Raw genomic sequence first — 20,858 nt, 5'->3', positions numbered from 1 at the left:
TTTGTGGGAGCGCTTTTTTTATGTTCCGAAAAAATACTGCAAGTTTTCTTATGAATGGGTCTGCCGGGTATATTTACTATGGTTTTCCGTAATAATCGCATACAGTTTATCTGAATGTGCATAATCTAACTGCTTTCTAACCTTTTTTATGATTTGTAATCATAAAAGTGGCACATAGCTTGTTTTCTACCCCCCTGTAATTTCGCAACAGCATCTTAGCCTGAACAAGCTGTTATATGTATACGCGGTTATCGTCTGATTTATCTTACCCGTTTTACACTACCGGTACGTTTACCCCACACCGGATCTTAGAATAACAGCACCGTCGGAAAGGTCCATATATCCGCTATATCGTAAATCGTCAATCGTTAATCGGCAATGATTACCGGGTCTGCTATTGGCAATGCCAACAGTTTGCAGTAAGATCTTGCATTCGTTAAGGGCGATTGCGGCACACCGCCGTTATAAAAGTGTAACCAAACCATCATCTATAAAGCAGGAAAGTTTACTTAAAACTTAGTATAAAATAAACCCGTGTATTTATGAGAAAGCTGAAATTGCTTGCACTAACTACCGTGGGAATCATGTTTCATTTGCTGGTACAGGCACAACAAACCATTTTAGGTTTGGAAACATATTTTGAAGAGGCTTACTGGCGCTATCCAAACATTCCGAACGGCGTACTGGAAGCGGCAGCTTATTCTGCCTCACGCATGACGAACCTGCAGCCGTCTGCAACCGATGCCGGTAACTGCACCGGGATGCCACAACGGTATGGGTTGTTCGCACTTGTTGAGAACGGCCGCGGTTATTTCAAAAACAACCTGCTAACGGTTTGCAACAGCAGCAACATTACACCTGAGCAATACAACAAAGATGTTCGGTTACAGATCCTTGCGGTAGCCAAGTTCCTGAGCCGTGAAGCCAGCTTCAAACAAATTGATGTAAAGCTCAGCCCGGAAGCGTTTGCGGAGATATTTGATAAACTGGCTGAGTTTCCCAACGACAGTTCGGTGATCAACAGGTATGCATTGGCCCTGTACAAATATGATATATATGATCACTTGCGAAACGGGTTTACTACCGCTTCGCTGAAAAGAGCGCCGGTTAAGATCGGGATGGAACAGATCTTCCCGGCGCCTTTATTGAAAAAACTACGATCACCGGCCATCGAGATCAACGTAGAGAAGGACAGCATTGCATACGGCAATAACAAAACGGTGCAACCCTTTACCACCGCTATCATCCCGGCTACGCATGTAGAAACTGCAGTCAGCACTCATGAGGCTGTAGTAACGGAGGCAGATTATAAGCCGGCGCTGTACGTAAAAGCAAACAACAGCAATTACCAAAGCGGGCGCAATGGCAGCAAGATCACCCATGTAACCATTCATACTACGCAGGGAAGTTATGCCGCCACTATTTCCTGGTTCAGGAATAGCGGCGCACACCGATCATCGCATTACATTGTACGGTCGGGCGATGGACAAATAACGCAAATGGTGAAAGAAGGCGATATGGCATTGCATGCACAAAATGCCAATGCTTATACAATAGGGATCGAACATGAAGGATATATTCAGAACGGTAATAAATGGTACACAGACAAACTATACCGCTCTTCGGCTGCATTGGTGCGTGATATCTGTGCCCGGCGTTCCATCGATGAAACAACCTGTTACCGCGGCGCTGCTTCGGCCGGGGCCCACCTGCTGTCGGCAGCTTTCAGTATAAAAGGACATCAGCATTTCAATGGTCAAACCCATACAGACCCCGGTAAATACTGGAACTGGCACAAGTATGCCGACTTCGTTATGCAGAAAGAAACGATAGAGGATGGAAAGGAAATAAAATTCATGACCGTTGCCAATGGCGTTTACCGCATTACCAATGTGAGCAGTAAAAAAGTATTGAACACCCGCAATTGCTCGGGCAATCAACTGGCTAAGGTTACCCAAACGGCCTGGAGCGGGTTGAACTGTCAGTGCTGGCGTTTCGATTATGCAGGGGAGGGGTGGTACCGCATCACCAGTATGGTAAGCGGTCGCGCCCTCGATGTGCCGGGCGGAACCAAAGAACATGTTCAGATCTGTTTAAAAGATACAAAAGAGAATGACAGCCAACTGTGGCGATTAATCGAAGTTGGTAATAAAGGCGAATGCAAACTGGTTAATAAAGCAAGCGGCAAAGTGCTTGACGTATTTGCCGGTTCGGCTAACAATGGCGCGGCAGTATTGCAAACCGGTTATACAGGCAAAAGCCGTCAGCAATGGACATTATTTGCAGTGAACACCAATGTTACCGATAATGATAGTCACCGTTTCAGGAAGATAAATCTGGAATAGTTCATAGTTCACAGTTCATAGTTCGCAGTTCGCAGTTTATAGTTCATAGTTCGCAGTTCGCAGTTTATAGTTCATAGTTCGCAGTTCTTAGTTTAAAGTTCTAAGTGAATACAAATACGGCTGCAAGCTGCACGCGAATACAAATACAGGCGAAAGGAGAAAGCCCAAAGCCTAAAGCGAATACAAATACAGGGAAATACAGCTGCACGCCGCACGCTAATACAATGCAGGCTAAAGGTTAAAGTTTAAAGCCTGAGGCGAGATGAAGTATACAGCTTTAAGTTCAGGCGGTGTTGCAAGCTGATGGAATGTCATTTTTGTCATTAGTACACATAATACAATTCATTATATGAAGGGGTTTAGCGGTTTTTTTGAGTGGCAAAACACTTTAGCTACACCTGTTCACCAATATTTTTTATAACCTCGGTATTTGCAGGCGATAACGGCTTGCAGCCTGAGGCTGACGGTTTTAGATTAAACCCATCCTATAAATTTTAACAGCATTTGGTGCAGATTTTAATACGCTGCACCAATGTTGTTATTTTTTTTTTATCCCGTGAACAACATTTCATACCTTTGCAATCCCGTCTATTTTTTATAACCTGAAAAGCTTATTACAAAAACCTTCGGCATGTCGCAAAATTTGTTAGAAAAGCTTCAATTACAGGAAGAAAAGAACGTTTTAATTCAGGGTTTGCCTTCCTCTATTGAGAAGCAATTTGCCAAATTATCGTTTGCCAAAAATGTAACACCACTGTTAAAAACCCGTAAGATTGACTTTGCTCTGGTGTTCGCAGTAAACGAAAATCAATTAAACTGCATTTTAAGGGATGTTCTTCCCGCCCTCCAGGAAGAAAGCAAGTTCTGGATTGCTTATCCAAAAAGCACTTCAAAAATTGCTACCGACCTCAGCAGGGGATGCAGTTGGGATGGCGTAAAAAACGCCGGCTTTGATAACGCTGGTGAAGTGGCTTTAGACCATGTATGGACCGCTGTCCGGTTCAACAGGGCCACCCCCACAGTAAAAGCCAGTGCTGGTGGCAGAAAGAGATCAGTTGCTCCTGCGCCTGCAATGGTAAATTAAGATCAACATTTTCCCGTGCATTTTTAACTAAGCATGTAAACTGTCTCATCACGACAGCAAATTAAATTAATTTTTAACCCCGCCAGGATGAAGTCCGGAGCGGGGTTAATTCGTTAAAAGGGAGGGCTCAACGCCGAACGCTTAACGCTACACGCAAATGGCTAAAATCCGGAGTCGCTGATTAATTTCAGGCTTTCTATCTCTCTTTTGCCTTTAAAGCTTTTTAAATACTATACCCGTCATCTTCGTGATCTCCATTTCCATTTCCTTGATGTGCAGATGCGGTGGTAATAATTCCAGAAACTTCTCGTAAGAATTATTGGCTTCCAGGTCGCCGAGGTTTTGTTCCATCAGGTGTTTTATCTTTTTCAGCTTCAGGTGCTGCAAGGTGGATATTACATCATCTTTATACGTTTTCTCCTCTTTCGTCAGGGGCTTGTGCTTGTATTCCATGTTCAGGTATTTTCTAAAGCCCTGTTCCAGTGAAGAGAATTGCTGCGCTTCAGCCTGCCAGCGTTCGCTTAATTCATATGGTGAGTTCAATAAACTTACCACCAGCGTACTGATATCATTTTCCTGGGAGAATATAAAGTCTTTATCGGTTGGCTCCTGGTTACTGGCCATCATATCCTTATACATCTTCATGATCTTTGCGATCGTTTGATTCTCCAGCATTTCTTCAACGATGGCCTCATTGAAGATATACTCGGCTATTTTTTGCTGATGGTCCCAGGGCGTCATGCCATGTTCAAGCAAAATTTTCAAAAGCGCCTTTTCCTGCATTTCATGTTTGAAGATGAGATTGAAGCTTTCATCACTGTAATTGCCAGCTTCGCCCTGCATTGCATTATCTTCATAATACTGGCCGAAATCTGCAGGTTGCTGTTGATGTTTCGCTTCGTCCTTAGCCACTTTTTCCCTGATGAATTTATTCACCAGGTTAACCAGTCCGCCCTCTTCTATACGCAATAGTTCAGCGCACTTTTTGATATAATCCTGCTGTTTGGTAAAATCTTCGAGCTTGTTGATCTTGGCAATGGTTTCGGCTACGTGGGTCACTACCGCTGCTTTTTTACTGGCATCGTTGCCCACATCCTTCATCTGTACTTCGAGTTGAAATAAGATGAAGTCTTTTTTATTCTTATCGATAAAATCGCGGAAGCTGGCTGCGCCCACTTTATTTACATAACTATCGGGGTCTTCCTTATCGGGGATCAATACCAGCTTTACATTCAGGCCTTCTTCGAGGGCCATATCCAAACCACGCAGGGCGGCTTTTACGCCGGCGGCATCGCCGTCATAAATGATGGTGAGGTTATTGGTGTACTTCTTTATAAGCCGCAGCTGGTCCATGGTAAGCGAAGTACCGCCCGAAGCCACTACGTTCTCTATGCCGGCCTGGTGCAGTGAAAGCACATCGGTATACCCTTCAACCAGTAAACATTCATCGAACTTATCGATGGCCTGCCGGGCAAAGTATGTTCCGTACAGGATCTTGCTCTTTATATATACTTCGTTCTCAGGCGTGTTGATGTATTTGGGCGCCCGGTCGCTTTTACCAATGATGCGGGCCCCAAAACCGATCACCTTGCCCGTTTGGTTATGCACCGGGAAAATGATACGGCCGCGGTAATTATCCAGCGGTTTATCGTCACGCACCACTACCAATCCGCTCTTTTGCAGGTTCTCGATACTGTACTGGGCGGCAAGCGCGGTTTGCGCAAAGGAATCGCGGGTTTGCAAACAATACCCCAGTTGAAAGCGCTCCATGATCTCTTCCCTGAAACCACGTTCTTTGAGGTAGCTTAAACCAATGGCCTGGCCTTCCTCGCTTTCGAACAGGTTTTTAGAGAAGTACTGCCGGGCGAAATTATTCAGGATGAAAAGGCTGTCGGCCACCATCTGCTGTTGCTTAACTTCGGGGCTGACGGCTGTTTCCTCCACTTCAACATTATACTTTGCAGCAAGCCAGCGCAGGGCTTCCACATAGGAATACTTCTCATGCTCCATAATGAAGCTGATGGTATTACCGCTGCGGCCGCAGCCAAAACACTTATAGATCTCCTTGGCCGGAGAAACGGTGAAAGAAGGTGTTTTTTCACCATGGAACGGGCAAAGCCCCAGGTAATTAGCGCCTCTCTTCTTCAATTTTATAAAACCGCCTACAATTTCAATTATATCTATGCGGCTTAAAATCTGCTGTATGGTTTGCTGACTGATCATTGATTGGCAAATTTAATAATTTGGAAATTGATGTTGGACAAGAAATGGAGGATGAGGGAAAGAGGCATTAAAAAAAATAATATGTTTGGGTAAAAATGAAGGAAGGATTAAGTGCGAGGTTGCCAACCTTATCTGAAATCGTTCACTATTACGGGCCTTATATCGGCCTGGTATTAACCCTCGTAATTGCAACATTGATCCTGCAGTTCCTGTGGTTTAGGAAAGTGCTGAAAGCGAAAAATGAAGAAATAAAAAGGCTTGTCGACAGGGAACAGAAGCTTTCTGACAGGTTTATATTCATGATCAGTGAAGAAATCGGGTACCGTAAGAAATAAACTAAAACAGTATTCTATGTGGTTATTCATAAGCATATTAATTATCCTTACCGTATTCTTTATTTATCAGTACGTTACTTTTATCAGGGTTTATTACGTAGGCCAGTCAATACATAAATTCCGCGAGTTACGAACCGAGGTGGCAATATTTCTTTCTGCCAATGTTAAAACACAGCTTTCATTTGAAGAAGCCATAAAGTATCAGCAGTTCTTAATGAGTTTAAATGCCATTATCAAATATTTCGATCTCCTCCATCCCGAACTTATAAAATTCAGTACTGTTAGAAGCCTGCCGTCAAAATTGTTATACACTTCAGAAAAGTTAACGTCAGATCCTCAAAATGGTTCCATACCTGGCCAGTATAAAGAGAAGATCAAAGAATGTTATTTAACGCTTTTCAAAGCAATACCTTTTTGCCGGTTCAGGGTTTATATTTTTTTTCTCAGGCTGGTGGCCACACTTTCAATTAAATTAGGTATTGGCAGGTATAAAAAAAAACTGAATACCATCGAAAAGCTGTCAAAACTTGAAAAGGATATTCAATCGGGCCAAAGCCTGCCGTGCAACCCTTAACAGCATACAAAGCCTTGAGATCCTCAAAAACTTACCCCCCGGCAACCTGGTGAATTTCAGAAATTTGTATATATTCTTTAGCGCCATGGCTAAAAATAAAGAGCAGAAACCGGTTCCCCGCCGTTAACAACCGGTTTATAATTTTTATGTCCTTTCCCCATTTTATTCGGCAAATGTTTCTTAAATTAGATTACCACTCCGTCGTACACCTTACCGACCAACTATAATAGAAGCTCTTTTATTTCTTCATTTATAAATTTTCTCCCATGGTAACTACTGATATCGCACAGCTATCAAGAGAATGCAATGCCTGGAGGGAGACATTGCGTTCTTACCGAGATGAATTCGGTCAACTTAAACATCGCCTCCAGGATCTTGCCGGGCACCAAACCAACAGAGACATCCTCCTGGAAATTGAACACCTCGACAATCAGTTCCACATTCAGCTCATTAACATTCACGACCTCAAGCAAGCCATCAAACATCACCACCGTAAGCTCAACACGGAAATGGCTGAAACAAATGGGCAACTGGCAGACGACACGACCTCCGATCACGAAAAATTATTCAACGATTATCAGCAACTGGAAAATACCCTGCACGATGTAAAGCAGGAGTTCTCGCACTTTGCGAGCCATATAGCCTAAAAAGTAGAGTAAATAATGTAAACCTGCTTTCGTTCTGAAGCAGGCTATGAATAGTTATGCAAGAGAAGTACGAAGTAGGAAGCAGGAAAACTCACAAACTTCTTACCCCATACTTCTAACCTCGTACCTCACAGACGTAATACCGTTTTTTCTCATTCCCCTGAATACAGCCGAAAAGTCCTTGCGTAGTTGAAGGACCGCATCCATACCTTTTAAAACTACCTATTCTTCATTTTAAAAAATTGTTTGCTATGGCTGAATTTGATACCTCACACGTAAAGAATGTAGTCTTGCTGGGCCACGCCGGCTGCGGCAAGACCACGTTGGCGGAATGCATGCTATATGAAGCAGGCCTCATTACCCGCCGCGGCTCCATTGCCGAAAGAAACACCATCGGTGATTACCACGAACTGGAACAGGAACGCGGTAACTCCATCTTCTCCAAATTAATGCACACCAAATGGCGGGGTTATAAGATCAACATCATTGACACACCCGGTTACGACGATTTCGTTGGCGAAGTGATCTCGGCCCTCAGGGTAGCCGATACCGGCGTTATGCTGCTCAATGCCGTTATGGGTGTTGAAGTGGGCACCGACATCATCTGGGATTACACCGAACAGTTTAAAACGCCCATGATCTTTGCGGTGAATAAGCTCGATGAAGACAATGCCGATTTCGAAAAAACCATTCGCGAAGCCAAAGCCCATTTTGGCGGCAAGGTGGCTGTGGTGCAATATCCGCGGCAACAGGGCGCCGGCTTTCACGAGATCATCGATGTGCTTCGCATGACCATGTATAAATTCAAAGACACGGGCGGTAAACCCGAAAAACTGCCCATACCCGACGATGAACGGGAACGCGCCGATGAACTGCACAAGGAACTTATTGAAGCGGTGGCCAGCAACGACGAAACGCTGATGGAAAAATACTTCGACAAGGGCGAGCTGGATGAAGATGAAATGAAAAGCGGTTTGAAAAAAGCCATGATCAATCACGATCTGTTCCCCGTATTCTGTCTTTCGGCAGAAAGGAATATGGGCAGTGGCCGCCTGATGGGATTTATAGATAACGTTTGTCCCAGCGCCAATGAAATGCCGGCGCAAAAAACACAGGGCGGACAACCATTGCCCTGCGAAGCCGGCGGTCCGGCCTGCATCTTTATTTTCAAGACCATCAGTGAGCCGCACGTTGGCGAATTGTCGTTCTTTAAAGTATACTCAGGCACCGTTCAAAGCGGTATGGAACTGGAGAACGAATCAACCGGCGTTACAGAAAAGCTGAACCAGTTGTTTTCGGTAGAAGGAAATAAACGCACGAACATCAGCGAACTGGTTGCCGGCGATATAGGCGCCACGCTTAAACTTAAAAACACGCATGTTAACAATACCCTGCATGTAAAGGGAAAGAATTACGAACTGCCTGCCATTGAATTTCCACCACCCAATATGTCGGTGGCCATAGAAACGCTGAAGAAAGGGGAAGAGGAAAAACTGTCACAGGCATTGCACCAGTTGAAGGAAGAAGATCCCACACTGATAGTGGAAGTATCGCAGGAACTAAAACAAACGCTGATCCATTGCCAGGGCGATATGCACCTTGCGGTGGCCAAATGGAAAATAGAGCATTTACATAAAGTAGAAGTAAAATTCGTAAAACCACGCATCCCATACCGCGAAACCATTCGCCGCATGGCCGAAGCCAACTACCGCCATAAAAAGCAGAGCGGGGGCGCCGGCCAGTTTGGCGAAGTGTTCCTGCGGATAGAGCCCTGGCATGAAGGCATGCCCGATCCGCACGGATTGACCGTTCGCGGCCGCGATGTGCATGATCTTGACTGGGGCGGTAAACTCGTTTATTTTAACTGTATTGTGGGCGGCGCGATCGACAATCGCTTCCAGCCTTCGATCTTAAAAGGTGTTATGGAGAAAATGCACACAGGCCCGCTGACCGGGTCGTATGTTCGTGACGTTCGGGTATCGGTTTACGACGGCAAAATGCACCCGGTTGATAGTAATGATATTTCTTTCAAAATAGCCGGTTTAATGGCCTTTAAACAGGCTTTTCAGCAGGCCGACCCGCAGATACTGGAACCCGTGTACCAGGTTGATGTGTTATGTCCCGACGATTTGACCGGCGCCGTTATGGGCGATCTGCAAAGCCGGCGGGCCATAGTGGAAGGTATCGATACCCAGGGCCATTTCCAGAAAGTGATCGCCAAGGTGCCGCTGGCCGAAATGGACGGGTATTCCTCATCCCTGAGGTCGATAACCCAGGGCCGCGCCAAGTTCACTATGAGGTTTTACGACTATGTTGCCGTGCCGTTCGATGAGCAGCGCAGGCTGATAGACGATTACTCAAAAACGGCGAAGGAAGAACTGGTGTAATAATTTGCTAATGTGATAATGTGCTAATTGAATACAGATGGCAGATGGCGGTTGGCGATTTCATCTCATTAGCACATTAGCAAATCAGCACATTGACTTTTTGAACCAACCTGGCCCTAGTATAAATAATAGCTACCTCCGGGTGGCTATTTTCTTTCCAATAAAAACATCGATGTGCTTTTGTAAGCGTTGCCCATGCAGGTTATTAAAAATTTTACCTGAATTCATGAATATCTGCTATTTTCAATGAGTAATGGAAAAGGGCCCTGAACGCTGTTATAACCTAAAAAACGAATGTAAAGCCGGTCAGCGCCCTGTGCACAAATCATTTTTTGTATGGAGGTGAACGCCTTGGATAAACCAGAATTTATATCAGGTGGCGGTGAAGCAGGGCAACTGATGAGGTCGACCAACTGGTCGGCCAGCCCGGCGGGAGTACCGGCAACGTGGCCGCAACTACTGCACACTACCATCAGTATCATATTGCATTCGCACGTACCCATGTTCGTCGCCTGGGGCCCGGCAGGCGCTTTAATGTATAACGATGCGTGCCGGCCGCTGATAGCGGCATTTCCCGGCGAGGCTATGGGCCAGCCGGTTCAAACCGTATTTGCCGAACAATGGAATATCCTGTCCCCGGCCTTTGAGCAGGCCCTGCAGGGGCGGCCTTCAACAATACCCGATATCACGATCGTTACCAGCCGGCATGGCAATTCCGAAACAGCGGCCTATACCTTCTCGTGCATTCCGCTCGTAACCGAAACAGGAGAAACAGGCGGCGTACTGGTTACCGCCAGCGAAAACAACACCCGCCTTTCGGCCCGGCATAAAAAAATCTATGAGGTATTATTGCAGCTTCCTATTGGAATACTTGTTTTAAGAAAGCAGGACTATGTGGTTGAACTGGCCAATGAGGCCTATTTAAAAATGACGGGCAGGGCTGTCAACGACCTGGCCGGGCATTCGATCTTCGAGCGATCACCCGAACCGGAGGCACTACATTTTAAAAAGCTGATCGACCAGGTTATGGAAACCGGGCAATCGCATATCGAGAACGGAATGGCGTTCCAGGTAATGCAAAACGGCCGGTTGGTAGAATCTTATTTCAATATACTGTTCTTTCCGGTTCAGGAAGCCACGGGTACTACGGGCGTTATGCTGGTTGCCCGCGAAGTAACCGATTTTGAAGTGGAAAGAAAACGGATGGAAAACAGCGAGCACTATTTCCGCAGGCTGGCCGACACCGTTCCGGTAATGCTTTGGATTACCCGGCCCGACGGACATTGCACATATGTAAACCAGAAATGGTACGACTATACAGGGCAGCCGCAGGAAGAAACGCTGGGGCGGCGATGGTTATCTGTCGTTCATCCTGATGATGTGGATCAAATGACAACCGCTTTTCAGGAAGCCAATGCCCGGCAGGCGCCTTTCAATCTTGAATACCGCATAAAAGGGTCAGATGGGGTATACCGCTGGATCCTCGACTCCGGTTCGCCTGTTTTTGACAAACAGGGCGCGTTTGAAGGGTTTATCGGTTCGGTGATCAATATCGATAAGCGTAAACAGGCCGAAAATGCCGTGCGGCTCAGGGAAGCACAATTCCGGCAGCTTGCCGATTCAATGCCACAGATCGTATGGACGGCCGCAGCCGATGGCTATGTAGATTATTATAACAAACAATGGTACCTGCTGATAGGGGAAGAGAACCAGTACGGAGATGAAAGCTTCATGGCTCATGTTCACCCCGACGACTATGAACGGTGTTTATCCAGCTGGCATGAGGTAGTGAAGTCGGGTGAACCATATGAAGGTGAATTCCGGTTCAAGGTAAAAGCGCCCATAGATGCATATAGCTGGTTCCTGGTACGCGCCAGGCCTATTACAAATGAACATGGCCACATCATTAAATGGTATGGAACCTGTACCGATATTGATGACGTAAAACGGATAGAGCACACCCTGCGCGAAAGCGAAGAGCGGTTCAGGGTAGTGGTGAACTCGGCGCCGGTAATGGTATGGATGTCGGATGCGCAAAAGCGCTTTACCTTCTTCAATAAACGGTGGCTCGAATTTACCGGCCGCACGATGGAGCAGGAGTTATGGGATGGCTGGAAGGAAGGCATCTTTGAAGATGACCTCAATAACGGATTGGAGATTTATAATCAGGCGTATGAAAACAGGAGCGACTTTGAAGTGGAATTCCGCCTTCAACGGCATGACGGCCATTACCGCTGGATCGTGTGCCAGGGCATTCCGCGGTTTTCGTACGACGGCACTTTTCTCGGTTATATCGGTTCAAGCATCGATATCCATGAACGTAAAACGATCAGGATCGAACTGGAAAACCGGGTAGCGGAAAGAACACATGAATTATACCAGAAGAACCAGGCGCTGGAAGAAACAACCCGTGAACTGAAAGAGATCAACCAGCAACTGCAGCAACGCCATGAGCAACTGCGCCAGAGCGAAGAACGGTATTTACGTATGACCAATGAAGTGGAAGATTATGCCATCATCCTGTTGAGCAGGGATGGTTATATCGAGAACTGGAATAAGGGCGCCGAAAAAATAAAAGGGTATACAGCCGATGAGATCATCGGCAGGCACTTCAGGATCTTTTATAACCACGCCGATCAGCAGCACGGCCTGGCGGAAAGACTGATTGAAGAAGCCGTTAGGCATGGCAAATCAACATTTGAAGGCTGGCGTGTTCGTAAGGATGGGTCAACTTTTTGGGCATATACGGTGATCACCGCATTGCATAACGACAGGAACGACATCATCGGCTTTTCAAAAGTGACGCGCGATCTTACGCAACGCAAGCTTGCAGAAGACCGCCTGAAAATGTATGCCGAGCAGCTGGAGCAAAAGAACCGCGAACTGGAACGCAGCAATAGTGAATTGTCGTCATTCAGTTACGTGGCCAGTCACGACCTGCAGGAGCCATTGCGAAAGATCCAGGCATTCGGTAACCTCATACAACAACGCGACGTTGCCAATTTAAGCGATACCAGCAAGGATTATTTCGAGCGCATGGTTAAAGCGGCCGTTCGCATGCAAAACCTCATCGACTCCTTACTGGAATTCTCCCGTACCACAACCGCGCGGAAGAATTTTGAAAATACCGATCTGAATGTATTGCTCGATGAAGTAAGGAAGGAACTGGGGCTCCGCATTGAAGAAAAAAAGGCGGTGATAGAAACGGCGCATTTACCTACACTGACCATTATCCCGTTTCAGTTCAGGCAATTGCTGTCGAACCTGATCAGTAATTCGCTGAAGTATTCAAGGGAAGGGGTAACGCCGGTTATTGAAATAAAAGCAGATTATATAAAAGCAAAAGACCTGAATGCAAAAGGCGCCCTGCCGGGTAAGGATTATTTTCAGTTCTCAGTAGCCGATAACGGTATCGGATTTGAACAGGAATATGCGGAGAAGATCTTTGAACTGTTTCAGCGGCTGCATGGCCGTAATGAATATACCGGTTCGGGTATTGGGCTGGCCATTTGTAAAAAGATCGTAGAGAACCATCATGGTTTTATGCGGGCGGAAAGTTTACCGGGGCAGGGGGCTACGTTCTATTTTTACATACCGGTTAAACAGTTGTTCAGTTGTTCAGTTGTTCAGTTGTTCAGTTGTTCAGTTGTTCAGTTGTTCAGTTGTTCAGTTGTTCAGTTGTTCAGTTGTTCAGTTGTTCAGACTCGCTACTAATTGCGAGTGTATGATATTCATGAAGTCACGAACTTGCAACTGAATAACTGAACAACTTATTCAAATAAAATAGCCTCCTTTATGGGGAGGCCATTTTTATATTACTTATTTACACATTTAATATTTCGCACACTCCTTCAACTCTCTTTCACTATAAGCCAGGCCATACTGTTTCAGCACATCGTCGGGCACCCCGTTCCATTTGTTTGGCGTATTTCCGGCATAACCCAGGTCTTTCACCCCGATTTCGCTGGTATAAAAACCGGAAGCGGTAAAGTCGCGCATCAGGTTAAAGAAGGCAACGCCCTGCGCCATGTCGGGTTTGGCTTTTTTAGGCCAGGCAATTTCATCAACCAGCGACATCCGTTCCTGTTCGCTTGCGTCGACAAACGATTTATTGAAGCGTTTCAGGCTTTGTACATCGAGCCAGCGCAAACCGCCCCGCATAGGGATCTGGTTCTCGGGCCTGTCTTTCACCATGAATTCGATGAAGTCGGGCACTTTGGCGTCAGACGCACTGCCGCTTATTTCATCACGCGGAATGATGATATCGGCCAGCACGGTGATGGTAGCCATTTCGTGCGGCGTAAAGAAAGTGGTTGACAATAATTCTCGCTCACGAATCTTTTCTTCTTCGGCGCGGTCTAATGTGAACTCGCTGTTGCCAGTTCCGGCGGCCTTGCCGTCGCCGCCTTTTTTATCATCCGATTTGCAGGCATCGAGCAGCACACCGGCCGACAGGGTACCTAATGCAATTGCTTTCAGGGATTTTCTTCTATCCATAATGAGTTCTAAGTTATGAATTTCTACGTTTTTAATCTACTTGTTAACCCGTCAACTCGTTAACTAATATTCCTTTTCTTCATTTCATCGATGATATACTCGGAAGTGCGCATCGATAAAGCGAGGATGGTCCAGGTGATATTTTTATCGGCCTGTGAAACGAACGGACCGCCATCGACGCAGAACAGGTTTTTACATTCATGGCCCTGGGCCCATTTGTTCAATGCAGAACGTTTGGGATCGTTGCCCATCCGTACCGTACCTGCTTCATGAATGATAACCCCCGGCTCATGCAAACCATAATTGTTCTTTTCATCATCATCGCCGCCCCAGGTAATAACAGCGCCCATTGCATGCATGATCTCCTTAAAGGTTTCTTTCATGTGTTTGGCCTGTTTGATATCGTATTCGGTTGGTTTTACATTGAAGCGTAAAACCGGGATGCCGTATTTGTCAACCACCATCGGATCTATTTCGCAGTAATTGCTTTCAACCGAAAGGGCTTCGCCACGGCCGGCCATTCCCACGCGCGCGCCGTAGAAGTAACGGTAATCTTCTTTCAATGATTTACCATAACCGCCGGCCTCTTTTTTCTGTCCGTTTACCAGCCACCTGCCATTCATTTCCTGCATGCCGCCGCCAAAACCATAAGCCGGCTGGCCAAAACCGCCCCAGTATTCAATGTGGTAACCGCGGGGGAAATCGAGTTTTTTGTTGTCGCCCCACCACGGAGAATATATGTGTGCGCCGCCCACGCCGTCTTCATTGTAGCGTTTGCGGCCGAACAGTTCGGGAATAACACCGCCCATATCGGCGCCGGTTGAATCGTGCAGGTATTTACCAACCACACCGCTGTTGTTCGACAGCCCGTTCGGATAGCGGGGCGATTTCGAATTCAGCAGCAGGCGGGCAGATTCGCAGGCGCTGGCAGCCAGGATCACTGTGCGGCCCATTACCTGGTATTCCTGCAGATCGGTTTTGTTTACGTATGATACGCCGGTAGCCTGTCCTTCGTTATTGGTGAGCACTTCCCGCGCCATGGCATTGGTGAGCACATCGATATTGCCTGTTTCAATAGCAGGGTTTATCAATACAGAAGAAGAGGAGAAATCGGCATAAGCGTAAGAGCAGGCGCGGTTACATTGTCCGCAAAAGATACATTCCCCACGTGAGTCGTTGATCTTTTTGGTAAGAATAGAAAGGCGGGAAGGAATTACGGGAATGCCGATACCGGTGGCCGCTTTCTTGATCATGAGCTCGTGCAGGCGGGGTTTGGGCGGCGGAAGGAAAATTCCATCAGGATGATCTTCCAGTCCTTCGTTGCTGCCAAACACCCCGATCAGCCTATCAACTTTATCGTAATAAGGTTTTATGTCGTCATAGCCAATTGGCCAGTCGTCACCCAACCCATCGATACTACGGCGTTTAAAATCTTTGGGTCCAAAACGTAATGAGATACGTCCCCAGTGATTGGTACGGCCGCCGATCATGCGGGCGCGCCACCATTCAAATTTGGTATCATCGGCACGTGTATAGGGCTCGCCATCAATTTCCCAACCATGATAACAGGCGTCAAAATCACCAAATGGCCTGAACTTGGTGCTTGCACCACGACGTGGCGATTCCCATGGATTTTTTAATTGCGTTACATTTGTCCTTGGATCGTACATTGGTCCGGCCTCAATCAAACATACTTTCAACCCAGCCTTCGACAATACGTAAGCTGCCATGCCGCCACCGGCGCCGGAGCCTACGATGATGGCATCATACTGCTTTGCATTCTTTTTTACCTGAAGATCCCCCATAAGAGTGAGAAAGTTTTTAAAATTGACGATTGGTTTAGAGGCATAAATGTAAAGTTTTAGCAGTCCTTTCCAATTTTTTATAATGTATTTTTTATGTGTGGTTTAGGTAGTAACGGGTTAAGATAAGAAAACATTAACAGGTCGTTTACAAAGCATTGAACCGGTTCAACGTGCCCCGCATAAAAATGCAGCGTCACACATTACGTTCGGTCACCGGCGCAAGGAATTTTGTACCGGGTTTTACGGCGGTAACAAAATAACCAGGTGGAAGAAATACCCGAAGGGCCGTGTTGAAAGGAGCGCAGGATAAACGGCGCAAAGTGCCGGCCGGCGAATGGCGGGCTGCGGGTGGAAGTAAAAACCGCCGGCCGGGGCAGGTTTTTGACCGGAGTAACAGGTACATGATAGGCCGGAACTGGAGGCAGGGTTATATAGATTGTGGCAGGAAGAGGAGCGGGGATGTTTAATGTAACTAGTACACTTACAGGGGGCTATTTTTGAAAATTATTCACTATAATATACCTTTTGTTTTATATTATTCAAAGAATTACTTTTTAGTTGCAGTTTCAGTATAGGAATATATAGATAAACCCTTATTTGTAAAAAAATGGAGCGCAAAAATTGCAGAAATTATGTTTTAAACACGCAATTTTACTACTATAAAATCGTTGTATTGATGTCCTTTTATTCTGTAAAAACCTATAATCACATATCCCTATGACCCCGTACATCCAAAACGAAACGGATTACCTGGCCGAGAAATTTATGATTTTGGAATATCATATCGCCCACGCCAGTAAGATAGCTCTTCTGAAAATTCAAAGCTGGAAGTTTGCCGTTAAGAATCCAGAAGTAGGAACAAGGTATCAGATGGCAGCGGAAGATATGGTACGCCAGTCATTAATGAGTTTTGTGCCCAATTCACATGTCTTAAGTGAAGAAGGCTTTTATTTTCGACCGATCGCCAACTAATTTTGTTTTAAATAATCACAGCAAGTCGCTTCCACCCGGAGCGACTTTTTTGTTGCCTGTTGATGGCAGGCCGCAAATAGTTGACTGTTCACAGATCGTTCACCTTTCGCTACGCGCGCCTTTTGCGCATTTGTCGTTTTAACTTTTCAATGCCCATTTCACCTTTATAAATTATCGATATTTATTTTTCAGGATATATAACAGAAACCAATAAATGATAATTTATTAAATGATAGTCCATAGTATTCCGGCGGCACCGAAATGACAATCTATCATTAATGGTTAACCTGTATGCGGCGTCACCCGGCGTGTCTAAAAATTTTATTTTTCGAAACACACAATCGAAAAGACCTCCTTATCTTTGTTTTGGCAACACTAATCAGCGAAAGTGAGCAAGAACTGGTGAGACGAGCAATGTAGCCGATGCACAAACCTTATCTGATGGACCGGATTCAACACATTACGCCATTTCTTCTCTTTTTATCTCTATTTATTATCTCATATGCCTGCGGGCATTTTTGGTGTGCCTTCTCATATTTTGCATTTATAGTCAATCCGTACAACTGGCAGGTTTCAACGAAATTGTTCAATCAACGTCATTTGTTTACCGATCTGCAGCCGGCGGTTCTTCCCAACCGGTTCAGGATGATCGTACGTTGTACTGAATATGTGCCGGAATGGTTCCTGTCGTCACGGTACAGCAGAACCGCATAGCAACGGTGGATGATACCAGGCAGTCATATGAAACAGCAATAAAACGGATAGCAACAACTCCTCATCAGACTATGGTACTGCCTTCAACAAGCAGGGCCATCGCATTCTTATTTACAGTTTAATAGTAACCTATGTTATTTCAGTAAGGTAACCGATACCTGATGGCGTGCACGTGCATTTTGCCCGGCAAGTGGCAATACGAAGTTTGCGGATCAACTGCTATTGTTATTTGCAATAAACCTTTTCTTATGAAATTGAAAAAAGAGGATATTGAAAGGATCAGGCTTGCGAGGGAATTATTAACAAAGAACAGAAGATATCATATAACGATCAACGATTTAAGTCAGCAAACACAACTCAACAGAACGAAACTGCAGTATGGATTCAAGCAGTTGTTTGGGATAAGCATTGACGATTACCGGATATTGCTGCGAATGGAAAAAGCGAAAGAGTTGCTGGAACAAACGGAAAAAAGCGTAAAGGAAATATCGACGCTGGTAGGATATAAAAGCATGGGTAGTTTTAGTACAATGTTCAAAAAAATATATAGCAAATCGCCCTCCGAATGGCGAAGCGGGCTTCACGGTTAAAGGCGTAGTGAACATATAAACCTTGTCATGCAAAGTGAAATCACTTTGGCGATATTTCTTTTGCCATACAAATGATGAGTTTAATGTTTACATAACACTAACAGTATGGAACAGGTGAAAATGTGAAAATAAAAATCGAAATTGTGCAAATAAAAGAAATGATGTGTTGTATATTGCATTAGATATTTGAAAGGACGGTTTTTAATACATACATAGTCGGAAAGTGTTAGCGGCGGTACAAACTTATTGGGTGCTCTGATGCATAAGCCCTCAAAGCGTTATTCGACAACAATAATGCTAAACAGGCCATATGTACCCCGCTACACTACTGACGCCCGTGTATTTGATTCGTACTCTTATATTATATAACAGGCATGATAGATTGCAATTGCACTAAGTCGGAAACCTGTGAAGATCTTAACATTTTGGGCTATAGAATGATGATCCGGGGCCGGTGGCATTACAACGGGTAAGGTGGAACGATATTTTGCAGGAGGGTCAATGATTTACACCTGCCCTTATTTTGCGGGGATGAAAGACGAGTCGCTCCCGGCTTTCTCCCAATGACCAGGATTATAACCCCGGCATTGCCGGCTCCCGGATTCATTTAATATACGGAATCAACTTTTTACTAATTGGCCTTTCTTGATCTATTATAGAAGGTTTTTAACAGTGGCTTGCCCGTACTGCCTTTTCTGTCCAGTAAGGGCACTATAGGTAAGCAATCGGTTTTTAGATTTCTGATTTTGAGATTTATTTATTTTGAAATTTATTGATTTTGTTTTTTCAGAAGGTCGCCAAATCTCTAATGCTCTACATCCCGAAATCAGAAATTTCTCGTTAACTTCAGCTATGGACCTGCGGGTACTAACTGATGAGATACTGCTGCAACTACTAAAAGCCGATAACGACAAGGCTTTTAAAGAGATCTATACCCGCCACTGGAAACCCATATTCGAGGCAGCCTATTACCGGCTCGCCAATAAAGAGGTGGCCAAAGAACTGGTTCAAACCATATTTCTGCGCATCTGGGAAAAACGGCACTCCATTCAAATACAACATCTTGCCGCCTACCTGCAAACTTCGGTCAGGAACAGCATCATCAATTACCTTGAATCAACGCTTGTACATAAGAAATACCAGCAGCACGTTATTGACTCCTCTGCAGGTTTCTGTAACAGCACACAGGCAACCGTCAATTTTCACGAGCTGTCACAGGCAATAGAAAAAGCGATCGACATGCTGCCCGAAAAAACAAGGCATGTGTTCCGGCTCAGCCGCTTCGACCAGCTTTCTATAAGGGAAATTGCCGCCAGTATGAATATTTCGGAAAAAGCCGTTGAATACCACATCACCCGGTCGTTGAAAACACTGCGCTTTTACCTGAAAGATTACCTTGATCCCGCATTATAGTTTTTTCTGCATCATTTTTTTTCGGGCCGTTTAGGGTATGGCTTCACCTGTCTGTCTGGTAATATACTGAGTTATGGTAAATATAAGTTTATGAACCGCATTGCTTTCAGGGAACTGCTTCTAAGGTATGTTAACGGAACCGCCGCGCCGGAAGAAAAGGCGCTGGTAGATCACTGGTATGAATTGTTGTACGATCACCAACTGCCTGCATTAAAACAGGAAGAGCTTGACAGTGTTGAACGGGAAATGTGGGCCCATATAGAAATGGAAGGGAATATGGAACGGGCCGGTGGCAGGAAACGGATATACTATATTGCCGCCGCTGCTGTGGTGGCGGGTTTGATAGTGATCTCCTCCGTTTTGTTCAATACCGTTCCCAGGTCATTTTCATACGAGCAAAGCCGGCAACAAAACAAATTAACCGAAAGCATCAATAATACATCCGCCCCGCAACGTATTACCCTGAATGATGGCAGTTATGTAATACTGCAGCCTGCTTCAAAAATTGCTTACTCCCGGTTCGATTCGGCCAAACGGGAGATCTACCTTGAAGGCGAAGCATTTTTCCAGGTAACCAAAGATCCGGCCCGGCCATTTTACGTTTATACCAATGAACTGGTGACAAAAGTATTGGGCACCAGCTTCGATGTTCGCGCATTTCCGCACGATAATACCATTAAGGTATTGGTGCATACCGGTAAGGTAACTGTATACCAGCGCAGGAAAGATCAGGGCGAACAGGAAATGGCAAAAGCCCAGGCCGCCATCATTACCCCCAACCAGCAGGTGCTGTATAACCGGCAGCAGGCAAACATCGTAAGGTCTATTGCCGCACAACCACTGGTGGTTAATATCAGTAATACAAAAGGGAACGAACAGGCCGTATTTGCCGATGCGCCGGCCTCAACGGTTTTTATGGCAATTCAAAGGGCCTATGGCATCTCCATTGTGTTTGATGAAGAGCTGATGAGCCATTGCTCCTTCACCGGCGTATTTACCAATGAATCTTTTTTTGAACGGATTAACCTGGTATGCAAAGCCATCGAGGCCACTTACGAACAGGCCGACGGGCAGGTGATCATAACAGGTCATGATTGTGAGCAATAAATACTAATTAAATAATACATTACCAATGCATGACTCAACGTAAGCCTTTCGATTCCGCCCCGGATCGCTCAGGCATCCACCTTCGGCAGGGCTTGCGCTTCCGCTAAAGCTTCAGCGGCATGCGGATGGCGCTTAAATAAAAAGCCGGCGATGCTGCTACATCAC

15 protein-coding genes are annotated in these 20,858 nt (G+C 45.5%); 12 read left to right on the top strand and 3 right to left on the bottom strand.

Annotated features, from left to right (window positions below; genetic code table 11):
* Positions 1–542 precede the first annotated feature (542 nt).
* On the top strand, positions 543–2,345 hold the full coding sequence (locus A4R26_RS22530) for an RICIN domain-containing protein (protein WP_081168757.1): 1,803 nt from the start codon (positions 543–545) through the stop codon (positions 2,343–2,345).
* A gap of 631 nt (positions 2,346–2,976) precedes the next feature.
* Entirely contained in the window at positions 2,977–3,429 is a 453-nt protein-coding gene (locus A4R26_RS22525) for a hypothetical protein (protein WP_081168755.1), read from the top strand.
* 213 nt (positions 3,430–3,642) lie between these two features.
* Here the strand turns inward: A4R26_RS22525 and dnaG are convergent, their stop codons facing one another.
* The gene (gene dnaG / locus A4R26_RS22520; protein WP_081168753.1) at positions 3,643–5,652 is read right to left on the bottom strand and encodes a DNA primase; all 2,010 of its coding nucleotides are present in this window, start codon (positions 5,650–5,652) and stop codon (positions 3,643–3,645) included.
* Positions 5,653–5,747: 95 nt separating this feature from the next.
* Between dnaG and A4R26_RS22515 the strand changes: the two genes are divergently transcribed.
* From A4R26_RS22515 to A4R26_RS22495, 5 genes are all read left to right on the top strand, one after another.
* The gene (locus A4R26_RS22515) at positions 5,748–5,987 is read left to right on the top strand and encodes a hypothetical protein (protein ID WP_081168751.1); all 240 of its coding nucleotides are present in this window, start codon (positions 5,748–5,750) and stop codon (positions 5,985–5,987) included.
* A 16-nt stretch (positions 5,988–6,003) separates the two neighbouring features.
* Positions 6,004–6,561: a hypothetical protein gene (locus A4R26_RS22510; protein ID WP_081168749.1), complete on the top strand. Its 558-nt coding sequence runs from the start codon at positions 6,004–6,006 to the stop codon at positions 6,559–6,561.
* 266 nt (positions 6,562–6,827) lie between these two features.
* Positions 6,828–7,208, top strand: a complete 381-nt coding sequence (locus tag A4R26_RS22505; RefSeq protein ID WP_081168747.1) for a hypothetical protein — start codon at positions 6,828–6,830, stop codon at positions 7,206–7,208.
* Between the two features lie 251 nt (positions 7,209–7,459).
* Entirely contained in the window at positions 7,460–9,595 is a 2,136-nt protein-coding gene (fusA2, locus tag A4R26_RS22500; RefSeq protein ID WP_081168745.1) for an elongation factor G2, read from the top strand.
* Between the two features lie 336 nt (positions 9,596–9,931).
* Positions 9,932–13,309, top strand: a complete 3,378-nt coding sequence (locus A4R26_RS22495; protein WP_081168743.1) for a PAS domain S-box protein — start codon at positions 9,932–9,934, stop codon at positions 13,307–13,309.
* 117 nt (positions 13,310–13,426) lie between these two features.
* Here the strand turns inward: A4R26_RS22495 and A4R26_RS22490 are convergent, their stop codons facing one another.
* Both A4R26_RS22490 and A4R26_RS22485 read right to left on the bottom strand, forming a co-directional pair.
* The gene (locus tag A4R26_RS22490) at positions 13,427–14,092 is read right to left on the bottom strand and encodes a gluconate 2-dehydrogenase subunit 3 family protein (RefSeq protein ID WP_081168741.1); all 666 of its coding nucleotides are present in this window, start codon (positions 14,090–14,092) and stop codon (positions 13,427–13,429) included.
* 59 nt (positions 14,093–14,151) lie between these two features.
* Positions 14,152–15,897, bottom strand: a complete 1,746-nt coding sequence (locus A4R26_RS22485; protein ID WP_081168739.1) for a GMC oxidoreductase — start codon at positions 15,895–15,897, stop codon at positions 14,152–14,154.
* Positions 15,898–16,614: 717 nt separating this feature from the next.
* Here A4R26_RS22485 and A4R26_RS22475 point away from each other — a divergent pair.
* The 5 genes from A4R26_RS22475 to A4R26_RS22455 all read left to right on the top strand — a co-directional run bounded on the left by A4R26_RS22475 (position 16,615) and on the right by A4R26_RS22455 (position 20,693).
* The gene (locus A4R26_RS22475) at positions 16,615–16,869 is read left to right on the top strand and encodes a hypothetical protein (protein WP_081168735.1); all 255 of its coding nucleotides are present in this window, start codon (positions 16,615–16,617) and stop codon (positions 16,867–16,869) included.
* A gap of 441 nt (positions 16,870–17,310) precedes the next feature.
* Complete coding sequence (locus A4R26_RS22470) at positions 17,311–17,583, top strand: hypothetical protein (protein WP_081168733.1); 273 nt, start codon at positions 17,311–17,313, stop codon at positions 17,581–17,583.
* 248 nt (positions 17,584–17,831) lie between these two features.
* Entirely contained in the window at positions 17,832–18,173 is a 342-nt protein-coding gene (locus A4R26_RS22465; RefSeq protein ID WP_165760379.1) for a helix-turn-helix domain-containing protein, read from the top strand.
* Between the two features lie 852 nt (positions 18,174–19,025).
* The gene (locus A4R26_RS22460) at positions 19,026–19,586 is read left to right on the top strand and encodes an RNA polymerase sigma-70 factor (protein ID WP_081168729.1); all 561 of its coding nucleotides are present in this window, start codon (positions 19,026–19,028) and stop codon (positions 19,584–19,586) included.
* Positions 19,587–19,676: 90 nt separating this feature from the next.
* Positions 19,677–20,693, top strand: a complete 1,017-nt coding sequence (locus A4R26_RS22455) for a FecR family protein (RefSeq protein WP_081168727.1) — start codon at positions 19,677–19,679, stop codon at positions 20,691–20,693.
* Positions 20,694–20,858 lie beyond the last annotated feature (165 nt).

Origin of the sequence: Niastella populi (genome assembly GCF_002078015.1) — a bacterium.
Lineage (GTDB): Bacteria > Bacteroidota > Bacteroidia > Chitinophagales > Chitinophagaceae > Niastella > Niastella populi.
The sequence above is the reverse complement of the archived record's forward strand: the minus strand, read 5'-3'. Positions and strand labels throughout refer to the sequence as shown.